This window comes from Spongiimicrobium sp. 3-5 (assembly GCF_046557915.1).
GTDB lineage: Bacteria > Bacteroidota > Bacteroidia > Flavobacteriales > Flavobacteriaceae > JBHEBG01.
Window position 1 is genome coordinate 376,636 of the sequence record NZ_JBHEBG010000001.1, and the last position, 16,917, is coordinate 393,552.

18 protein-coding genes are annotated in these 16,917 nt (G+C 40.9%); 11 read left to right on the top strand and 7 right to left on the bottom strand.

All coding sequences use genetic code 11. From position 1 onward, the window contains the following. Position 1 precedes the first annotated feature (1 nt). From recO to ACEQ81_RS01770, 3 genes are all read right to left on the bottom strand, one after another. Positions 2–721 carry a DNA repair protein RecO gene (gene recO, locus ACEQ81_RS01760; RefSeq protein ID WP_411029125.1) on the bottom strand — a complete coding sequence of 240 codons (720 nt, stop codon included), beginning with the start codon at positions 719–721 and terminating at the stop codon, positions 2–4. Positions 722–829: 108 nt separating this feature from the next. Continuing rightward, a complete protein-coding gene (gdhA, locus tag ACEQ81_RS01765) occupies positions 830–2,173 on the bottom strand; it encodes an NADP-specific glutamate dehydrogenase (protein ID WP_411029126.1) in 1,344 nt (447 codons plus the stop codon). A 105-nt stretch (positions 2,174–2,278) separates the two neighbouring features. Next, entirely contained in the window at positions 2,279–3,433 is a 1,155-nt protein-coding gene (locus ACEQ81_RS01770) for a cystathionine gamma-synthase (RefSeq protein ID WP_411029127.1), read from the bottom strand. Between the two features lie 84 nt (positions 3,434–3,517). Here ACEQ81_RS01770 and ACEQ81_RS01775 point away from each other — a divergent pair, with 84 nt between their 5' ends. Then, a complete protein-coding gene (locus tag ACEQ81_RS01775; RefSeq protein WP_411029128.1) occupies positions 3,518–4,261 on the top strand; it encodes a DUF3298 domain-containing protein in 744 nt (247 codons plus the stop codon). On the opposite strand, the gene ACEQ81_RS01780 is transcribed toward ACEQ81_RS01775, so the two are convergent. Continuing rightward, positions 4,258–4,728 carry a DinB family protein gene (locus ACEQ81_RS01780; protein WP_411029129.1) on the bottom strand — a complete coding sequence of 157 codons (471 nt, stop codon included), beginning with the start codon at positions 4,726–4,728 and terminating at the stop codon, positions 4,258–4,260. The two genes, ACEQ81_RS01775 and ACEQ81_RS01780, sit on opposite strands and share 4 nt — an antisense overlap. A gap of 103 nt (positions 4,729–4,831) precedes the next feature. Between ACEQ81_RS01780 and ACEQ81_RS01785 the strand changes: the two genes are divergently transcribed. The 7 genes from ACEQ81_RS01785 to ACEQ81_RS01815 all read left to right on the top strand — a co-directional run bounded on the left by ACEQ81_RS01785 (position 4,832) and on the right by ACEQ81_RS01815 (position 10,005). Next, positions 4,832–5,173 (top strand): hypothetical protein, encoded by a 342-nt coding sequence (locus tag ACEQ81_RS01785; protein ID WP_411029130.1) that lies wholly within the window; start codon positions 4,832–4,834, stop codon positions 5,171–5,173. 28 nt (positions 5,174–5,201) lie between these two features. Then, positions 5,202–5,555 carry an arsenate reductase family protein gene (locus ACEQ81_RS01790; protein ID WP_411029131.1) on the top strand — a complete coding sequence of 118 codons (354 nt, stop codon included), beginning with the start codon at positions 5,202–5,204 and terminating at the stop codon, positions 5,553–5,555. After that, a complete protein-coding gene (locus tag ACEQ81_RS01795; RefSeq protein ID WP_411029132.1) occupies positions 5,552–6,445 on the top strand; it encodes a DMT family transporter in 894 nt (297 codons plus the stop codon). Before ACEQ81_RS01790 ends, ACEQ81_RS01795 begins: the two co-directional genes overlap by 4 nt. Positions 6,446–6,549: 104 nt before the next feature. Continuing rightward, positions 6,550–7,527, top strand: a complete 978-nt coding sequence (locus ACEQ81_RS01800) for an NAD(P)H-dependent flavin oxidoreductase (protein WP_411029133.1) — start codon at positions 6,550–6,552, stop codon at positions 7,525–7,527. 149 nt (positions 7,528–7,676) lie between these two features. After that, a complete protein-coding gene (locus ACEQ81_RS01805; RefSeq protein ID WP_411029134.1) occupies positions 7,677–8,639 on the top strand; it encodes a YheT family hydrolase in 963 nt (320 codons plus the stop codon). A gap of 44 nt (positions 8,640–8,683) precedes the next feature. Further along, entirely contained in the window at positions 8,684–9,160 is a 477-nt protein-coding gene (locus ACEQ81_RS01810) for a c-type cytochrome (protein WP_411029135.1), read from the top strand. A 92-nt stretch (positions 9,161–9,252) separates the two neighbouring features. Then, entirely contained in the window at positions 9,253–10,005 is a 753-nt protein-coding gene (locus ACEQ81_RS01815; protein ID WP_411029136.1) for a class I SAM-dependent methyltransferase, read from the top strand. Positions 10,006–10,012: 7 nt separating this feature from the next. Here ACEQ81_RS01815 and ACEQ81_RS01820 read toward each other — a convergent pair whose 3' ends face one another. Together ACEQ81_RS01820 and ACEQ81_RS01825 are read right to left on the bottom strand one after the other, a co-directional pair. Then, on the bottom strand, positions 10,013–11,605 hold the full coding sequence (locus tag ACEQ81_RS01820; RefSeq protein ID WP_411029137.1) for a SulP family inorganic anion transporter: 1,593 nt from the start codon (positions 11,603–11,605) through the stop codon (positions 10,013–10,015). 83 nt (positions 11,606–11,688) lie between these two features. Next, positions 11,689–12,672: a phytanoyl-CoA dioxygenase family protein gene (locus ACEQ81_RS01825; RefSeq protein WP_411029138.1), complete on the bottom strand. Its 984-nt coding sequence runs from the start codon at positions 12,670–12,672 to the stop codon at positions 11,689–11,691. A gap of 144 nt (positions 12,673–12,816) precedes the next feature. On the opposite strand from ACEQ81_RS01825, the gene ACEQ81_RS01830 reads away from it, so the two are divergent. Continuing rightward, positions 12,817–13,674 carry a helix-turn-helix domain-containing protein gene (locus ACEQ81_RS01830; protein WP_411029139.1) on the top strand — a complete coding sequence of 286 codons (858 nt, stop codon included), beginning with the start codon at positions 12,817–12,819 and terminating at the stop codon, positions 13,672–13,674. A 79-nt stretch (positions 13,675–13,753) separates the two neighbouring features. Here ACEQ81_RS01830 and ACEQ81_RS01835 read toward each other — a convergent pair whose 3' ends face one another. Continuing rightward, a complete protein-coding gene (locus ACEQ81_RS01835; protein WP_411029140.1) occupies positions 13,754–14,683 on the bottom strand; it encodes a nicotinic acid mononucleotide adenyltransferase in 930 nt (309 codons plus the stop codon). Positions 14,684–14,809: 126 nt separating this feature from the next. Between ACEQ81_RS01835 and ACEQ81_RS01840 the strand changes: the two genes are divergently transcribed. Together ACEQ81_RS01840 and ACEQ81_RS01845 are read left to right on the top strand one after the other, a co-directional pair. Continuing rightward, positions 14,810–15,811, top strand: coding sequence for an NAD(P)H-dependent glycerol-3-phosphate dehydrogenase (locus tag ACEQ81_RS01840; RefSeq protein WP_411029141.1), 1,002 nt, complete (start codon positions 14,810–14,812; stop codon positions 15,809–15,811). An 88-nt stretch (positions 15,812–15,899) separates the two neighbouring features. Further along, positions 15,900–16,916 carry a formylglycine-generating enzyme family protein gene (locus tag ACEQ81_RS01845; RefSeq protein WP_411029142.1) on the top strand — a complete coding sequence of 339 codons (1,017 nt, stop codon included), beginning with the start codon at positions 15,900–15,902 and terminating at the stop codon, positions 16,914–16,916. Position 16,917: the final 1 nt, after the last annotated feature.

Here is a 16,917-nt window from a genome sequence, read left to right on the forward strand (position 1 = left end):
ACTAGTTAAAAACTTCGTTCAAAATAGCAAGTGACTTGGGTTTTCTAAATCCCTGCAAATGTAGTTCAAAATAAAGAACAAGGGATTGCAATAGTTCTTGTCTGTTGTTCTTGTTGATCTTGATGCTATGCATTACATCAAAATTTGTGCCCAAAAAGCTTTTAAAGATTTTTAAGTTTTCTCCCGAGATCGATGGATTGGAGATAGTGGCATCGGTAAAACTTCCTTCCAACAGATCAAAACTTTGTCCGTCCATATTGGAAGTGTCCGGGTAGAAACCAAAGTATTTGGTCAGGGTCAATAGAAAAAACAAATGAAAGTTAGCCGCATTGTCATGGGTATCCAACCATTGAAGGGAAGCTTCTATAAAACCAAAAAGTCTTGGATTGGCCTCTTCTTCAAAAATACTGTTCCCCAACATCTCTCCCAAAAACAAGGTTATGGCATTCTTGGCAATGTCCGTATGTAAGGTAAGGTAGTGATAGTTGACCTTGGCATCTTGTATACGTTCTAGGGTTCCCTTGTCTTTGTGATTTGCTACAAGCTCCAACTGCATCAAAGGCTGAAAATATGCGGTTTTCAACTTCCCCTTTTTAGCGGTCAATATTCCTTTTATCAAATAGGATTTTAGCCCTCCAGATTCGGTGAAAGCTTTTACAATTAGGCTGGTATCCCCATATTTTAAGGCAGATAAAACAATAGCTTTGGTGGTAACCCGCATTCTTGGTGGTACTTATGGTTTTCCAAAGATAAAAGTATTCGGAGGAAAATTTGGACAAAAAAGGCCTTCCATACAAAATGGAAGGCCTTATATTTTTCAAGGGTATATTTAGATAACGCCTTGTGCCAGCATGGCATCGGCAACCTTAACAAAGCCGGCTATATTTGCACCTTTAACGTAATTGCAATACCCATCCTCTTCTTTTCCGTATTCTATACAAGAATCGTGAATCTCTTTCATAATGCCCTTGAGCCTTTCATCCACTTCTTCTCGCGTCCAACTTATACGTAAGGAGTTTTGGGACATTTCCAAGCCCGATGTTGCCACGCCACCTGCATTGGAAGCCTTTCCTGGGGCGAACAAAATTTTGGCCTCATGAAACTCATGTATCGCTTCGGGTGTTGAAGGCATGTTTGCACCTTCCGCCACGCAGATACATCCGTGCTTAACCAAAGCTTTGGCGCTTGCACCATCCAATTCGTTTTGTGTGGCACATGGTAAAGCAATATCGCAAGGTACTTCCCAAGGTGTTTTTCCTTTATGGAATTCTGCCGATGCATATTTTTCGGCATATTCCGTTATACGGCCCCTACGCTCATTTTTAAGCTCCATTACAAACGCCAGTTTCTCCATATCTATACCGTCTGCATCGTAAATATATCCGGATGAATCTGAAAGGGTAACTACCTTTCCGCCCAACTGTAATACTTTTTCTGCCGCATATTGGGCCACATTTCCAGAACCTGAAATTACCACGGTTTTAGCGCTTATATCTTCATTTCGGGTGTTCAACATGCTCTGCGCAAAATAAACAGTTCCATATCCGGTAGCTTCGGGTCTAATTTTGGATCCTCCCCAAGAAAGACCTTTACCGGTTAACACACCCGTAAATTCGTTTCGTAATTTCTTGTACATACCAAATAAGAAGCCTATTTCTCTTGCTCCAACACCAATATCCCCCGCGGGTACATCCGTGTTTGGGCCTATATGCCTGCAAAGTTCTGTCATAAAAGAATGGCAAAAACGCATAACTTCATCATCTGATTTTCCTTTGGGATCAAAATCGGAGCCACCTTTACCACCTCCCATGGGAAGTGTTGTTAGGCTGTTCTTAAAGACCTGTTCAAAAGCCAAAAATTTAAGAATACTTGCATTTACGGAAGAATGAAAGCGCAATCCTCCCTTATACGGACCAATGGCAGAGTTCATTTGAACCCTATAACCTCTGTTAACATGGATCTCTCCTTCATCATCTACCCAGGCTACCCTAAAGGACAGTAACCGTTCTGGTTCTACCATCCTTAGCAAAATATTTTTGCCGTTGTAAATTTCGTTTGCTGCAATATAGGGAATTACAGTTTCGGCAACTTCTTGTACAGCTTGGATAAACTCTGGTTCATGACCGTTTCGGCCCTTTACCTCATCCATGAACGCTTTGATTTTTGCTTCCATATAGATAACTTATATCAATTGATTTTTGTTGAATTAAAAATATAGGGGCAAAATTATATTATTTCTATAATTTAACCCCACTTTTTTTAAAAATTCGATAAATAATTATCCTATGGCCTGTTCCAGGTCTGCGATCAAATCCTCCACATCCTCAATTCCTACACTTAAACGTATAAGGGCATCTACCACCCCGCTCTTTTCGCGCTCTTCTTTTGGAATACTGGCATGGGTCATACTTGCCGGATGCCCGGCCAAACTCTCTACCCCGCCTAGGGATTCTGCCAATGTAAAAACTTGGAGTCGTTCTACAATTTTTATTGCCTCATCATAGTTACTTCCTTTAGTGATGAAAGAAACCATTCCGCCAAAATCTTTCATTTGCTCTTTTGCAACATCATGATTGGGGTGATCTTCAAAACCTGGCCAATACACTTTTTCAATTTTTGGATGTTTCACCAAGAAATTGGCGATAGCCTTCCCATTCTCGCAATGGCGTTGCATCCTAACATGCAAGGTTTTTATACCCCGTAGCACAAGAAAACTGTCCATGGGCCCGCATACCGCACCACTGGCATTCTGATAAAAATAAAGCTTGTCCGCAAGTTCCTTGTCCTTTACAACCAAGGCTCCTACAACCACATCGCTATGCCCACCAAGGTATTTGGTTGCGGAATGCATAACAATATCTGCACCCAGATCCAGGGGTTTTTGCAGATATGGCGTGGCAAAAGTATTGTCCACTGCCAATAGCACATTGCGTTTTTTGGCTATTTCAGAGACTTTCTTTATGTCTATTATGTTCATCATAGGATTGGTAGGAGTCTCCAACCATATCAACTTAGTATTGTCATTGATGTATTCCTCGATCTTGGTGGCTTTTTGCATCCCTATAAAATGGAATTTGATTCCGAATTTCTCATACACCAATCTAAAAAGCCTATAACTGCCTCCATAGAGATCGTTGGTAGAAACCACTTCATCACCTGGTTGCAACAGTTTAACAACAGCATCCATAGCCGCAAGGCCACTGGCAAAAGCAAGGCCAAACTCGCCATTTTCTATACTTGCCAACGAATTCTCCAAGGCCGTACGGGTAGGGTTCCCACTTCTGGAATATTCGTAACCCTGATGCCCGCCCGGGGTGCTCTGAGCGTAGGTGGATGTTTGATAAATTGGAGGCATAACGGCACCATAAGCCTTATCGGGTTGTTGTCCTCCGTGAATTGTCTTACTGTTGAATTTTAAGTTTTTTTTGCTCATCGGATGTAATTATCTGCACAAATGTATCGTTATCTTTTGGAGAATACAATCTAGCTGTATTTTTGTCCTACTTAAACCAAGTTTATGAAGACATATTTTGCGTTGTTCACTGCCTTTTTGATGCTCTTTAGTTGTACCGACACTAACAAACTTACATTGGAACAGGTTAATTATACCTTGGATTCTTGTACAAACTGCCCCAATGTTTCCATAAACGTACCCGCTGCAGCTGAGGATTCCAAAATTGGTGCTTCAATAAATCGTGCGTTACGCGAAGAGATTATTTCTTTGCTGACCTTTGAGGATGAAAACGAAGCTGTGGATATAGATGGTGCCATTGCATCTTTCAAAAATGGATTTTTGGAATTGAAAAATAAATATCCGGAGGAAGCCATTGGATGGGAAGCTAAAATTGATGGAAAAGTAGTTTATGAAGATACCTTTATGTTGACACTTAAATTGGATTCTTATTTGTTTACGGGTGGGGCGCATGGCTATAGTGCTGTTCGATTTCTCAACTTTAACAAAAAGAAAGGCAACCAATTAGAAGTCTGGGAACTTTTTGAGAACACTAAGGATTTTAAGCGCTTTGCCGAAAGAAAATTTCGGATTCAGGAAGATATCCCTCAGGACGATCCTATTAACAGTACCGGGTTTATGTTCGAAAAAAATGAGTTTTATCTTCCAGAGAATATTGGTTTTACCGAAGAAGGTATGCAACTGCTCTACAACCAATATGAGGTTGCCTCTTATGCCGACGGCCCTATTGCGCTTACCCTGCCCTATAACGAAATAAAGAATTATCTGTCTAGAAAAATAAAGTCTTAAGCCGTTTTGGCCAAAGCTTTTCGCAAGGAGAGTATTACCCCCAAATGTAATCCTTCGTGATAGAGGTTAAAGGCCATGGCATCGGCAACGTTCCTTAGTGTTACCTTGGTACTGGTGGTATATTCATTGTACGTATTAAAAACACCCTGTTCATAATCCTTTGCCGTCTGTTCCACAGTAGTCAGCAAAAGATCTTTAACCTGTTGAATCTCTGAATCTGAAATACTACCGTCTGGCACGGTCCCTTTCCTAAACCTATTTATTAATCCGTCGTCCACCAACATAGGCAACGAGCTGCACTTATATACCAAAAGTTGCTGGGTAACCACCACATGTGCTATGTTCCACCATAAGTTGTTTCGATATCCTTCCGGTACTTTTGCCAAAACCTCCAATGGAGTCTTTAAAAGTATCCCATGGAGGAGTTTTCTGTTTTGCAGGGTAATTTCTAAAAGATTTTGGACCATGATTGTTTTTTATAGGAGCATAAAAATAGTACAATTCACACGAATTGGGTTTCTTTGTATTAGAATATTTTGGGTACAGGAAACCGCTTAAATTCTTTACACAATGAAGGCTATTAACTTTAAGGGTAAAACATTTTCCCTGTTGGATAATTCAAAAAACGGTACCGCCAGTGAGCATACCGTGTTTAAATATGACCAGGAGGGCGATCTGGTAACGGCGGACTACTTTGGCGGATCGGTAAGGTATGGTAAGATCATAGCCAAATTGGAAGACAATACGCTACAAATGTTATATCAATGTATTACTGTGGAGAACGAATTAAAAGCAGGCAAAGCGTCTGCCAAAATAAGTGTGGTGGAGAACAACAAATTACTTTTAAAGCTTAACTGGGCGTGGTTGAACGGAAAAAAGGAAAAAGGAACATCGCACTACATCGAAAACTGAAATTTACGAACCAAAGTTGGCCACTAAAATGAAAAAAATATATTATCTAAGTACTTGTGACACCTGCAAACGAATTTTGAACGCTCTACAGCCTCTTGATGGGTTTGAACTTCAAGACATTAAAGCGCAAGCTATTTCTACAGAACAACTGGCAGAAATGAAGAAACTCGCAGGCAGTTACGAGGCACTTTTTAGTAAACGGGCCAGATTGTATAAGGAAAGATCCCTAGCTTCGCAAAAGCTAACTGAGGACGATTATAAAAACTTGTTATTAGAGCATTATACTTTTCTTAAACGCCCGGTTATTTTAATAAACGATACCATTTTTATAGGAAATAGTAAACAGGTGGTAGCCGCCGCCAGAGAAACCATACATTCTTGAGCAAACGAACCTTAGCCATTATGGCAGCCATAGGTGCCACCACCATATATGGGTTAAACCATACCATAGCAAAGGGTGTAATGCCCATGTATGTAAAGCCTTATGGTTTTATCTTACTAAGGGTAACCGGTGCTGCAATTCTTTTTTGGGGTATTTCTTTTTTTGGGCCGAAGGAGGTTATAGAAAGAAAGGATTGGGGAAGGGTATTGGTTTGTTCAATCCTGGGAATGGCGATAAATATGCTGGCCTTTTTTAAAGGACTGGAACTTTCTACGCCAATTAATAGTGCTGTTTTAATTACGATAAGCCCCATAATTGTGGTAGTCCTCTCTGCGCTCTTCATTAAAGAGAAAATTACGCTGCAAAAGGCTTCCGGGGTATTATTGGGCTTTATCGGAGCCCTAGTACTGGTCCTTTTTGGAGCAGAGGCAAGAATAGATGCCCCTAATATACCTCTGGGCAATGCCTTGTTTATTGTGAACGCAGCTTCTTATGGAGCCTATTTGATCTTGGTTAAAAAATTAATCGAAAAATATCATCCATTTACCCTTATGAAGTGGATGTTTACCTTGGGAATTTTAATCAATCTTCCCGTAGCCTTTTCCGAATTCTCGGAAATTGTTTGGCAAGATCTTCCCAATGAGATCATTTTTGCTATTTTGTTCGTAATCATCGGAACTACATTTTTCACCTACCTCTTCAACATTTTTGCCCTTACACAATTAAAGGCATCTTCCTTAAGTGCCTTTATCTATTTACAACCCCTCTTGGGTATTATTTTTGCGCTGGCCACTGGTAAGGACAGTCTAAGTATGGTAAAAATACTTGCGGCTTTGTTGGTTTTGTTTGGTGTGTATTTAGCAAGCAAAAGACCTAAACCGGCACCATAGGTGCTAAATATTTATTAGCTCTTCTTTAAAAGACCCCCGTTTTAAATACGCTGGATAAATGTGAAGTATTATTCCTATTTTTAAATGCATTAAAAATTTAGAGCATGAGTAAAAAACCCGAGTTTATAAAAAACCTTTCATTACCGGCAATTGCCGCCCCTATGTTTCTTATTTCTGGGCCAAACTTGGTCATAGAATGTTGCAAAAATGGTATTGTGGGCACATTCCCCGCCCTAAACCAACGGACAAGTGAAGGTTTTGAAGCATGGCTGATCGAAATAAAGGAAGCCCTGGCCAAATTTGAATCGGAAACAGGTAAAAAAGCTGCTCCTTTCGGAGTAAACCTTATTGTACATCCTACCAACCCTAGATTGGAAAGCGATCTAAAGCTTTGCATAAAACACAAAGTCCCCATTATTATTACTTCTTTAGGAGCGGTTTCACAGGTAGTGGATGCTGTCCATAGTTACGGTGGGCTGGTGTTCCACGATGTTATAAAAAAACGACATGCCCAAAAAGCCGCAGGTGCTGGAGTTGACGGGTTAATTCTTGTAGCTGCCGGTGCGGGGGGACACGCAGGGACAATAAACCCTATGACCTTGGTTGCCGAGATAAAAAAGTTCTACGACAAAACCATCATCCTTTCCGGTTGCATAAGTACGGGCAGGGATATTGCTTCGGCTTTACAAATGGACGCCGATCTTGCGTATATGGGCACCCGTTTTATAAACACCCAAGAAAGCAAGGCCCCGGAGGAATATCGTAAAATGATAGTTGATGCAGGAGCAAGCGATGTAGTGTATACAGCCGCCATTTCTGGTGTGCACGCCAACTTTCTGGGCGCAAGCCTGCAAGCCGCAGGCATTAGTGCCGAAGACCTTAAAAAGGATGTGAAGATAGATTTTGGCAAGGAGTTGGATACAGAGGCCAAGGCTTGGAAAACAATATGGTCTGCCGGGCAGGGTTCTGCAACAATAGATTCCTTGGCCCCTACCGTATCCGAGCTGGTGTCTACCCTGAAATCGGAATTTAAGACATCCATCGAGGAACAAGCAAAGCTCTTGGAAATCTATCCAAAATAATGACAATCCCATATTTCCCATTGGTAATTATCAATTGATCATTGTTATAAAACGGTGCTTGGCCGTACAATCGAAATTAATATTCGGGACATGTTGAAAGAGAAAAATGTGCTAGAGCCAATTAGATCAAAAGACCATATGCTACATTAATGCCCTTAGTAACTACAAACTACAATCCTCCACTAGTATTTAAGAACGGGCATATAGCTACCATATATGCCGGTATTTTTAGAACGATATCACCTATTGGACAGCAGCGAGAGCGTATTGATCTGCCCGACGGTGATTTTCTTGATCTGGACTGGAGTTTTGCTCCTAGGGAAACTGATAGGGTAGTGATCCTTTTACATGGCCTGGAAGGCAATGCCCAACGCCCGTATATTACCGGAAGTGCCAAAATATTCAACGCTTTTGGCATAGATGCCTGTGCCGTTAACCATAGGAGTTGCAGCGGGGAGGTCAATAAACTGTTCCGTTCGTATCATTCAGGTGCCACAGAAGATCTGGAAGCCACCATACAGTATATTTTAAACACAAAAAAGTATTCCGAAATCTATATCAAAGGTTTTAGCCTAGGGGCAAACCTTACGCTAAAATACCTTGGGGAAGGGCGCAATGTCCCCAAGCAGATCAAGGCGGCAATCGCCGTATCTGTTCCCTGCAGCCTGCACAGTTCGTTAGTAGAACTCCTAAAGCCAAAGAACATGGCATATGCAAAGCGTTTTAAAAATCACCTTCTAGCAAAGTTACGTGAAAAACAACGTCTGTTTCCAAACCTTATATCAGACATGGACATAAAAAATGTGAAAACCTTAAAGGACTTTGATGATATCTATACCAGCAGGGCACATGGTTTTAAGAACGCTATGGATTATTACAAGAAATGTAGCTGTTTGCAATTTCTTCCCCATGTTAAAGTGCCGAGCCTAATCATAAATGCACAAAACGATTCCTTTCTGGGCCCCGCTTGTTATCCTTGGGCCTATGCTGAAAATAATGAGTATCTATATATGGAAGTTCCCAAATATGGAGGTCATGTAGGTTTTTATGATAAGCATAACACCACTTACACGGAGAAAAGGGCATTAAAGTTTTTGGAAGAACTCTTTTGAGTTATGATATTTCTTATATTAGTGGCTCTAAACATTTTAAATCGATGAAAAAAGTATTAGTTGTTTTAACCCTTGGAATGCTTGTGGTTAGTTGTGGTGAAAAAAAGGAAGAAAAGAAAGAAGGGTTTGAAATGAACCGTGCCAAGAAGGAAGTAAAGGCCGCCCAATCTGAAGGGGTACCTGTTGATCTAAACAATAAAGGTATCGGACCTATAACCTCGGTAACGTTCGCTGATGAAGTAGATGCAGAACTTGCAGCAGCCGGTGAAGCAAAATTTAATACCATTTGTACTGCCTGTCATATGGTAGATCAAAGAATGATAGGGCCCGCAATGCAAGGAGTATACGAGCGCAGAAGTCCGGAATGGGTAATGAACATGATATTGAACCCAACAGGTATGCTAAAGGAAGATCCTATAGCTAAGGCGTTATTGAAAGAGTATAACAATGCCATAATGCTAGATCAAAAACTTTCCGAAACCGATGCACGGGCATTGGCAGAATATCTTAGGACGTTATAGCAAGATAAAGGCAAAAATACATAGGCGCTTGCTTGACCCTCAGGGCAAGTAAGCGTTTTTTTATGCGATGATAACCCGCAAACAAGGTCTTAATGAAAAAAATTAAGGACAAGTTTTCTCAGCAAGCCAAACACTATCAAAAATTTAGGCCCACCTATCCTACTTCTCTTTACAAGGAAATTTTAGGACTTACGGAAACGCGGGACCGTGCTTGGGATTGTGGTACTGGGAACGGACAGGTAGCCATAGAGCTGGCCCATCATTTTGTAGCAGTTGATGCTACGGATATCAGTGCTAAACAATTGCAATACGCCAAGAGGGCAAACAATATAAACTACTCCCAACAACGGGCAGAGGAAACTAAGTTCAATGACAACATATTCGATCTAATTACAGTTGCGCAGGCCGCGCATTGGTTTGACATGGAAGGTTATAACAGAGAGTTTTTAAGGGTAGCCAAAAATGGAGCCTTGATCGCTCTATGGGGTTATGGCCTCTTACGGATAAATGCGGAGATAGATTTCTTTATTGATCAATTTTATTCAGAAATCGTTGGACCCTATTGGAACATGGAGCGCAAACACGTGGATAATGCCTATAGATCGATACCATTCCACTTTCAAGAAATTCAGCTAAACGAGGAACATTCCATTACTGCCGTATGGACGATTTCCCAACTACAGGGTTATCTCAATTCATGGTCTAGCGTACAGAATTACAGGAACGACAAAGGGGTGAACCCCGTTGATGCCTTCATGGATAAACTAGTCCCCCATTGGAAAAATAACGAAACCAAGGGAGTTCGTTTTCCCATATTTACCCGTGTTGGCAGGGTCCGAAAATAATTATTGCTTAAACTTCCAGTTTTTTTACTTTGTCCGCCACTACTTTATAGGTAGGATCTTCCAAAACGTTTACCTCTATAATTTTATCGGCATTCGCTAAAAGTCTCCTACAATCCCGGCTCAAATGCTTTAGATGCACCTTTTTGCCTACCTTTTGATATCGTTCGGTAATCTTGTTCAATGCTTCGATTCCCGACATATCGGCTACCCTACTTTCCTTAAAATCGATAATCACTTCGGCGGGATCGTTTTGAACATCAAATTTTTCGGCAAAGGCGGTTGTCGATCCAAAAAACAATGGGCCATAAATTTCATAATGCTTTACACCGTTTTCATCAATGGTCTTGCGAGCCCTGATACGTTTTGCGTTTTCCCAGGAATAGGCCAAAGCAGAGATAATGACTCCGAATAAAACCGCAACGGCCAAATTGTGTGTAATAGCCGTAATCAGGGTAACCAATACCATCACCACTACATCGGAAGTTGGCATTTTTCTAAAAGTCTTAAAACTTGCCCATTCAAAAGTGCCAATGGCAACCATAAACATTAACCCTACCAGGGCAGCCATGGGCAATTGTTCTATAAGACTAGACCCGAACATAATAAATACCAACAACATAATTGCTGCTGTAATACCAGACAATCTGGCCCTTGCACCGGCGGAGGTATTGATTAAGCTTTGCCCAATCATTGCGCAGCCTCCCATTCCGGACAAAAAGCCAGAAAATATATTGGCGGTTCCTTGTGCTATACATTCTTTGTTGCCACTACCTCTGGTCTCTGTAATCTCATCGATGATATTGAGGGTCAATAAACTTTCTATCAATCCTACCCCGGCCACAATGGCGGCATAAGGGAAAATAAGTCGCAATGATTCTAACGTAAGTGGTATGTTTGGAATAGATAGGGGCGGAAACCCTCCTTTAATACTTTCCCCTTCCTTTATGGTATCCGCAACGGTAAGGGTATCAATGCCAAATCCAATAACCAGAGCGGAAACCACTATTATGGCCAATAAAGACGAGGGTATTGCTTTTGTGAGTTTTGGAAAGCCCCAAATGATAATCATGGTTAAAAGCGTAAGACCCAACATGGTCCAAAACGCCGACCCCGATAAAAGTTCCGTACTTCCTTTTTGATAAAAATTAGGAAATTGGGCCATAAAGATTATTATGGCCAAGCCGTTTACAAACCCGAACATTACCGGATGAGGCACCAATCTTATGAACTTTCCCAACCGTAATAGACCGGCACCAATCTGCAAAAGCCCTGCAATGATAACAGTGGCGAAAACATAATTCAGTATGGTATCGGGTGTTATTCCGGGAAAAGTATTTTTAAGTTCTAAGATAAGGCCAATGAAAATGACGGCAACGGCACCTGTTGCACCCGAAATCATTCCGGGCCTACCACCCAAAATAGCGGTTATCAGAGCCAATACAAAGGCAGCATATAAACCGGTCAATGGCGAAAATCCAGGGATTAGGGCAAAGGCAATGGCCTCTGGCACCAAAGCCAGGGCCACGGTAAGACCAGATAGTACCTCTGTTCTATAATTTACCTTCTGGGAAAAATCGAATAGGTTTAAATACTTCTTCATGCCTTTCGCATTTAAGGGCGCAAAAGTAGTGTTAAATGGTTTTACCTCAACTATATCACCTAAAAAATTAACCTATTCTCAATCTACCAGTCTTTTAGACCTAACAATCGTTCTCCAAGAGCCGATAATTTAGCGGTTTCATATTTGGTCTGTTCCCAATTTCTGGGATCGCCGGGAAAAGCATATCCTTTGGGAGCAATTCTATTCTTCCAGGAATTGATGCGCCATTGCCTCATTTCTTCATTGTCTTCCTCTGCAGGCATCATGGATATGTACTGGGCAATCCGCACCTTGTCCTTAGACCTATTTGGTCTAATGCCATGTGGTTGGCAACTATTAAAGATCAGTAGGTCGCCAGCATTCATCTTTACCTTTACCAAATCGTTTTCAAAACCCGTGGTATCTGGTTTAAAGCGGTCCCTGTCCTCGGGCTGGGTAAGTTTCCAGGTATCATAGGTTCTAAAAAGTTCTGGGATGCACTGAAAACCGCCCATATTGGGATCTGTCTGATCTGCCAACGCCAATACGCCTTGCACGTTCTGCGGTTTGGTTTCGGGGTCATAATCCCAATGAATAAACCCTTTATACTCAAAACCTTCTCGAAGCGGAAAATTTAGATTGGCCCGATCAATGGTTACCCAAAGTTTTTCGGTGCCCCACACATCTACAAATGCATCGTACACCCTTTGCATCTGCCGGTTGTTCCAAAGATGTTGATGATTATATACCTCTACCATGCCCGTACCTGTAAGTTCCTTCATTTGCATTTCTGCCCGTGGTGGAGCATACCATGTCTCTTGATCATTTGGATCTTTTTCATCAAACTCCCAAAGAAAATTAGCAGTGGTCAAGGCCTGTTCCCTTGGCACGGCCGCTTTAACGACAACATATCCATTATGTTTCCAAAAAGCCCAATCTTCCTCACTTAAAACACGTAAGGTTTCCCCTTTTTCCCTGCTGTTCAATTTTATTCTACTGCTTGTGGCCGTTGAAGGGTTTCCGGGAATGTCTTCATGGGCAGTATTGGCCATTTTAATATGATCTGTTTTGTTCTCTGAAGCTTTCATACTTGGAGTTTTTACTATTTGACATGATAAATTTAGGAAAACAGGCTAATGCATTTCAACCATGATATTAACCATAATTTGAACTATATTGACTTTTTTATACGTTTTGAAGCCATTTAGACATAATTTAGTTATATTATTGATGTGAAAATTCAATTAGAAACCATAAACCCCAATACCAAGAGTCCGTTCCGTCTTCTGCACAATCCCAGATTGAACGACCTTTTCTACTGGCACTTTCATCCGGAATATGAGTTGGTATATATTGAAGGTGCAAGTGCTACCCGGCATGTGGGGGACCATATAACTTCATATGAGCAAAGTGATCTGGTCTTTATTGGTTCCAATATTCCACATCTTAATTTTGATTATGGGGTACAGACAGATTATAAGAAGGAGGTGGTGCATATAAAACCGACATTTAAAAAACAGGTGATTGATGAAACTCCCGAGCTCGTGGCCATATATCATCTCTTTGAACTTTCTCAATACGGTATTGCATTTAACGGGGAAACAAAAAAAATTGTTGGGGAAAGACTTAAGCGGCTGCACCAATTATCGCCTTTTGAAACTTATATAGAAATAATACATATTCTAAGGACCCTGGCATTGAGCAAGGAATTTAGTTTATTGCACAACAAACCGTTTGTAAACAAGTACAACAAAAAGGAGCAACAACGTCTTAGGCAGATCTACGCATTTATTGATGAGCATTACCAAAGAAAAATTGGATTGGCTGAAGTAGCATCACTTTCCAATTTAGGCAAGGAAGCATTTTGTCGTTACTTTAAGAAGGCCACGGGGAATACGTTTACCGCCTTCCTAAATCAATATAGGGTAAGCCAGGCCAAAAGGCTACTGTTAAGTGGTAAAAATGTAAGCGAAGCCTGCTACGATTCGGGTTTTGAAAGTCTGTCTTATTTTAATCGCATCTTTAAGAAAGTAGTACGCCAAAATCCGTCAACGTTTAAGAAGAGCCACTTTGTTCAAAACCAAGGGTAATAAAAAAAGCCCTCGTATTACTACTCGGGCTGTTTTTTACCAGACACGCTAAAACTTGGTTTCGGGGCATTTCATATAACTAACTCGTACTTCTTTTTCGTTTTACCTTCATCATAGGGTTAGTCTCTTTCTTTCTTTTCTTATCAATGGCTGCTTTGCTCTGCTTTAAGTATTGTTGGTATCCCCTTCCCCTAAATTCATAGACCGTTTCGCTACTGGGGTGGAACAACTCTATAGTACTATCATTGATAACGTATAGTTCAAAGTAATCATTGCCCAAGAAATCATAATCGAGCGTTAAAGTTTTTAGCGTTTCATCATTTTCCACATCGTAGACCTGATAACCTCCTTCGTAATCCCAAACCAGTTCTTGTATCGGTGTACCATTAGTGTCTATGGAGGATCTGAAAAAGTCTCCGTCACCGCCTGAAAGGAACTGTAAAAAAATCTCATCATCAAACTCGTTGATGGCCCCTTCTTCGCTTGTAAATACTTTTTCCCAAGCATCGTATTCCTGCAGAAAGTAGGTGATGTTATCGTAGAAGACAAAGTCGTAATCGAAATTTCCGAGCTGATATCCTTTCAAATAATATGAAGTATCGGATCCGGAGTCATATAATTCCAGAGTATTGTTATTAACTACAAAAACACTGAGTATCCATCGTCCATCAACATCATGATCTATCTCCACAGCATCTACCAAAGGATCATAATAGCCTACATCTATTCCCAATCCGTCCCCAGTTTTACCAATACCCACAATGTTATTGTTGGCATACATGGCCCCATTAACGAAAGAAACTGTAAAAGCGCGTTGTAAAAAGGGAACCTCTCCGTTTCCACGCGTTGCATTGATATCTACGTACCATAAATCATAGGATTGCAGCACATTGTTGGTATTGATTACCGGAACAACAACAATATCGTCTTCAATGTACACTTCAGAATAGCATGAGCTTGCGAGTGTACCTATCAATAAAAATCCAAGTAGTAGTTTTATAGCCCTCATAGTTTAACTTTTTAATGGTTAAACTACCTAAGCCAATCATCGTGCCAAAATTATTAAACTTCTGATAATCAATGCTTTAAACTATACTTCTTTTTTTAATTACATTTGGGTGCTTAAAAACACATCATGAAAGAAGGGTTACGCTTTGCCGTATTGGGCGGGGGTAGTTGGGCCACGGCCATCGTTAAAATGTTGACGGAAAATTTGGATAACATTGGCTGGTACATGCGCAGTACGGATGCCATAACACACATAAAAACAAAAAGGCACAATAGAAAATACTTAAGTTCTGTAGAGTTTAATATTGCACAGCTTCGTTTATCGGATCGTATAGATGATGCCATTGAAAATGCAGATATACTAATATTTGCCATTCCTTCGGTTCATTTGGAACAAGAATTAAAAAAGGCCACTCTTTCATTAAAAAATAAAATTGTGTTTTCGGCCATTAAAGGAATTGTTCCGGAAACCGGTCTAATCGTTGGGGAGCATTTTCATGAACAATACGGGGTACCCTTTAAAAACATAGGTGTTATAACCGGTCCTTGCCATGCGGAGGAAGTGGCTTTGGAGCGGTTATCCTATCTAACCATCGCATGTGTGGACGAGCACAAGGCAAAATACGTGGCAAACAGTTTAGGGAGCCATTACATACGTACTAAAATTTCTGACGATATCATAGGAACGGAATACGCGGCAATGCTTAAGAACATTTACGCCCTTGCCGCCGGAATTGCACATGGTCTTGGTTATGGCGACAATTTTCAGAGTGTACTGATGAGCAACTCTATCCGCGAGATGGAGCGGTTTATTAAACGAGTGCATAAGATGAAGCGCAATATTAATAATTCTGCCTATTTGGGCGATCTACTGGTAACGGGCTACTCTACGTTTAGTCGTAACCGCATGTTTGGAAATATGATAGGCAAAGGTTATACCGTAAGAAGCGCCATGATGGAAATGAACATGGTTGCGGAAGGTTATTATGCCACCAAAAGCGCCCATATCCTTAAGCAAAGCTTTAAAAAGAAATGTAATGCACCCATTATAGATGCGGTTTACAAAATTCTTTACGAAGATAAAAGTGCAAAGAAAACCTTCCGTGCTTTAACGCATAACTTGGATTAAAAGCATTTTTTTGGATTTAATTTGATTATATTTAAAGGCATATTTTTATTTATAATCAATTGATTTTCAATCTGCTTTTGTTCGTCCCATGAAGCATAATTTATTTCGTGCCCTTACGTTTGCAGGGATACTGCTCTTATTTACCGCATTTGATGGTTCCTATACAAGCCAAGACCGGTACTCAATACAGACGTTTCAGGATTTCTTGTCCTATGACCAGTTGATCCCAGGAAGCAATGAAAAAATTGTTATGAAACCTATCAGCGGGGGTGAATTTGATATGGGCAGCGATACTGGCGAGGCTTTGGAATCCCCAAAACATACGGTAATTGTAGATGCCTTTTGGATGGGAGCCCATGAGATTACCTGGGACCAGTACGAACTGTTTTCGCAAAGGAAAATAGATGCTTTTATAGATCAAGGCCCAGATAATGAAGTAGTTGTTCCCATAGATGCCATAGCGTCTGCAAGCACACCCTACGTAGACATGAGCCATGGTATGGGCAAAGAAGATTCACCTGTAGTAAACATAACCCAACATGCGGCCATTACCTTCTGCAAATGGTTAAGCGCCAAGACCGGAAAGTTTTATAGGCTCCCTACAGAAGCGGAATGGGAGTATGCTTGTAGAGCAGGCAGTGATACAGAATATGGGTTTGGAAAAGACTCCATAGCCTTACAAGATTATGCTTGGTACCGGAGTAATAGCAACGGAAAATACCATAGGGTTGGGCAAAAAAAACCCAATGCTTTTGGGCTCTATGACATGCACGGTAATGTTGCGGAATGGACCCTGGACCAATTTAAAGAAGATGCATATATACAGTATGCCGGAGAAACTGCCAATAACCCTTGGGAAAAACCGGTTACGTTATATCCACGTACGGTAAGAGGCGGATCTTGGAACGATAACGCATATGAACTGCGTTCTTCCGCAAGAAAAGGTTCCTTGGCCAGATGGAAAAGAATAGATCCCCAAATTCCCAAAAGTCGCTGGTGGTTTACCAATGCCCCTTTTGTTGGTTTCAGAATTGTCCGGCCAAAAATAACCCCTTCCAAAGAAGAAATAGACCAATATTGGTTGCAAGTAATAGAAGATTTTTAAA

Coding starts and splice junctions, on each gene's coding strand:
- ACEQ81_RS01840 (WP_411029141.1), top strand. CDS start 14,810: ATGAAAGAAGGGTTACGCTTTGCCGTATTGGGCGGGGGTAGTTGGGCC.
- ACEQ81_RS01790 (WP_411029131.1), top strand. CDS start 5,202: ATGAAAAAAATATATTATCTAAGTACTTGTGACACCTGCAAACGAATT.
- ACEQ81_RS01820 (WP_411029137.1), bottom strand. CDS start 11,605: ATGAAGAAGTATTTAAACCTATTCGATTTTTCCCAGAAGGTAAATTAT.
- ACEQ81_RS01810 (WP_411029135.1), top strand. CDS start 8,684: ATGAAAAAAGTATTAGTTGTTTTAACCCTTGGAATGCTTGTGGTTAGT.
- ACEQ81_RS01815 (WP_411029136.1), top strand. CDS start 9,253: ATGAAAAAAATTAAGGACAAGTTTTCTCAGCAAGCCAAACACTATCAA.
- ACEQ81_RS01780 (WP_411029129.1), bottom strand. CDS start 4,728: ATGGTCCAAAATCTTTTAGAAATTACCCTGCAAAACAGAAAACTCCTC.
- ACEQ81_RS01825 (WP_411029138.1), bottom strand. CDS start 12,672: ATGAAAGCTTCAGAGAACAAAACAGATCATATTAAAATGGCCAATACT.
- recO (WP_411029125.1), bottom strand. CDS start 721: ATGCGGGTTACCACCAAAGCTATTGTTTTATCTGCCTTAAAATATGGG.
- ACEQ81_RS01835 (WP_411029140.1), bottom strand. CDS start 14,683: ATGAGGGCTATAAAACTACTACTTGGATTTTTATTGATAGGTACACTC.
- ACEQ81_RS01800 (WP_411029133.1), top strand. CDS start 6,550: ATGAGTAAAAAACCCGAGTTTATAAAAAACCTTTCATTACCGGCAATT.
- ACEQ81_RS01845 (WP_411029142.1), top strand. CDS start 15,900: ATGAAGCATAATTTATTTCGTGCCCTTACGTTTGCAGGGATACTGCTC.
- gdhA (WP_411029126.1), bottom strand. CDS start 2,173: ATGGAAGCAAAAATCAAAGCGTTCATGGATGAGGTAAAGGGCCGAAAC.
- ACEQ81_RS01785 (WP_411029130.1), top strand. CDS start 4,832: ATGAAGGCTATTAACTTTAAGGGTAAAACATTTTCCCTGTTGGATAAT.
- ACEQ81_RS01770 (WP_411029127.1), bottom strand. CDS start 3,433: ATGAGCAAAAAAAACTTAAAATTCAACAGTAAGACAATTCACGGAGGA.
- ACEQ81_RS01805 (WP_411029134.1), top strand. CDS start 7,677: ATGCCCTTAGTAACTACAAACTACAATCCTCCACTAGTATTTAAGAAC.
- ACEQ81_RS01775 (WP_411029128.1), top strand. CDS start 3,518: ATGAAGACATATTTTGCGTTGTTCACTGCCTTTTTGATGCTCTTTAGT.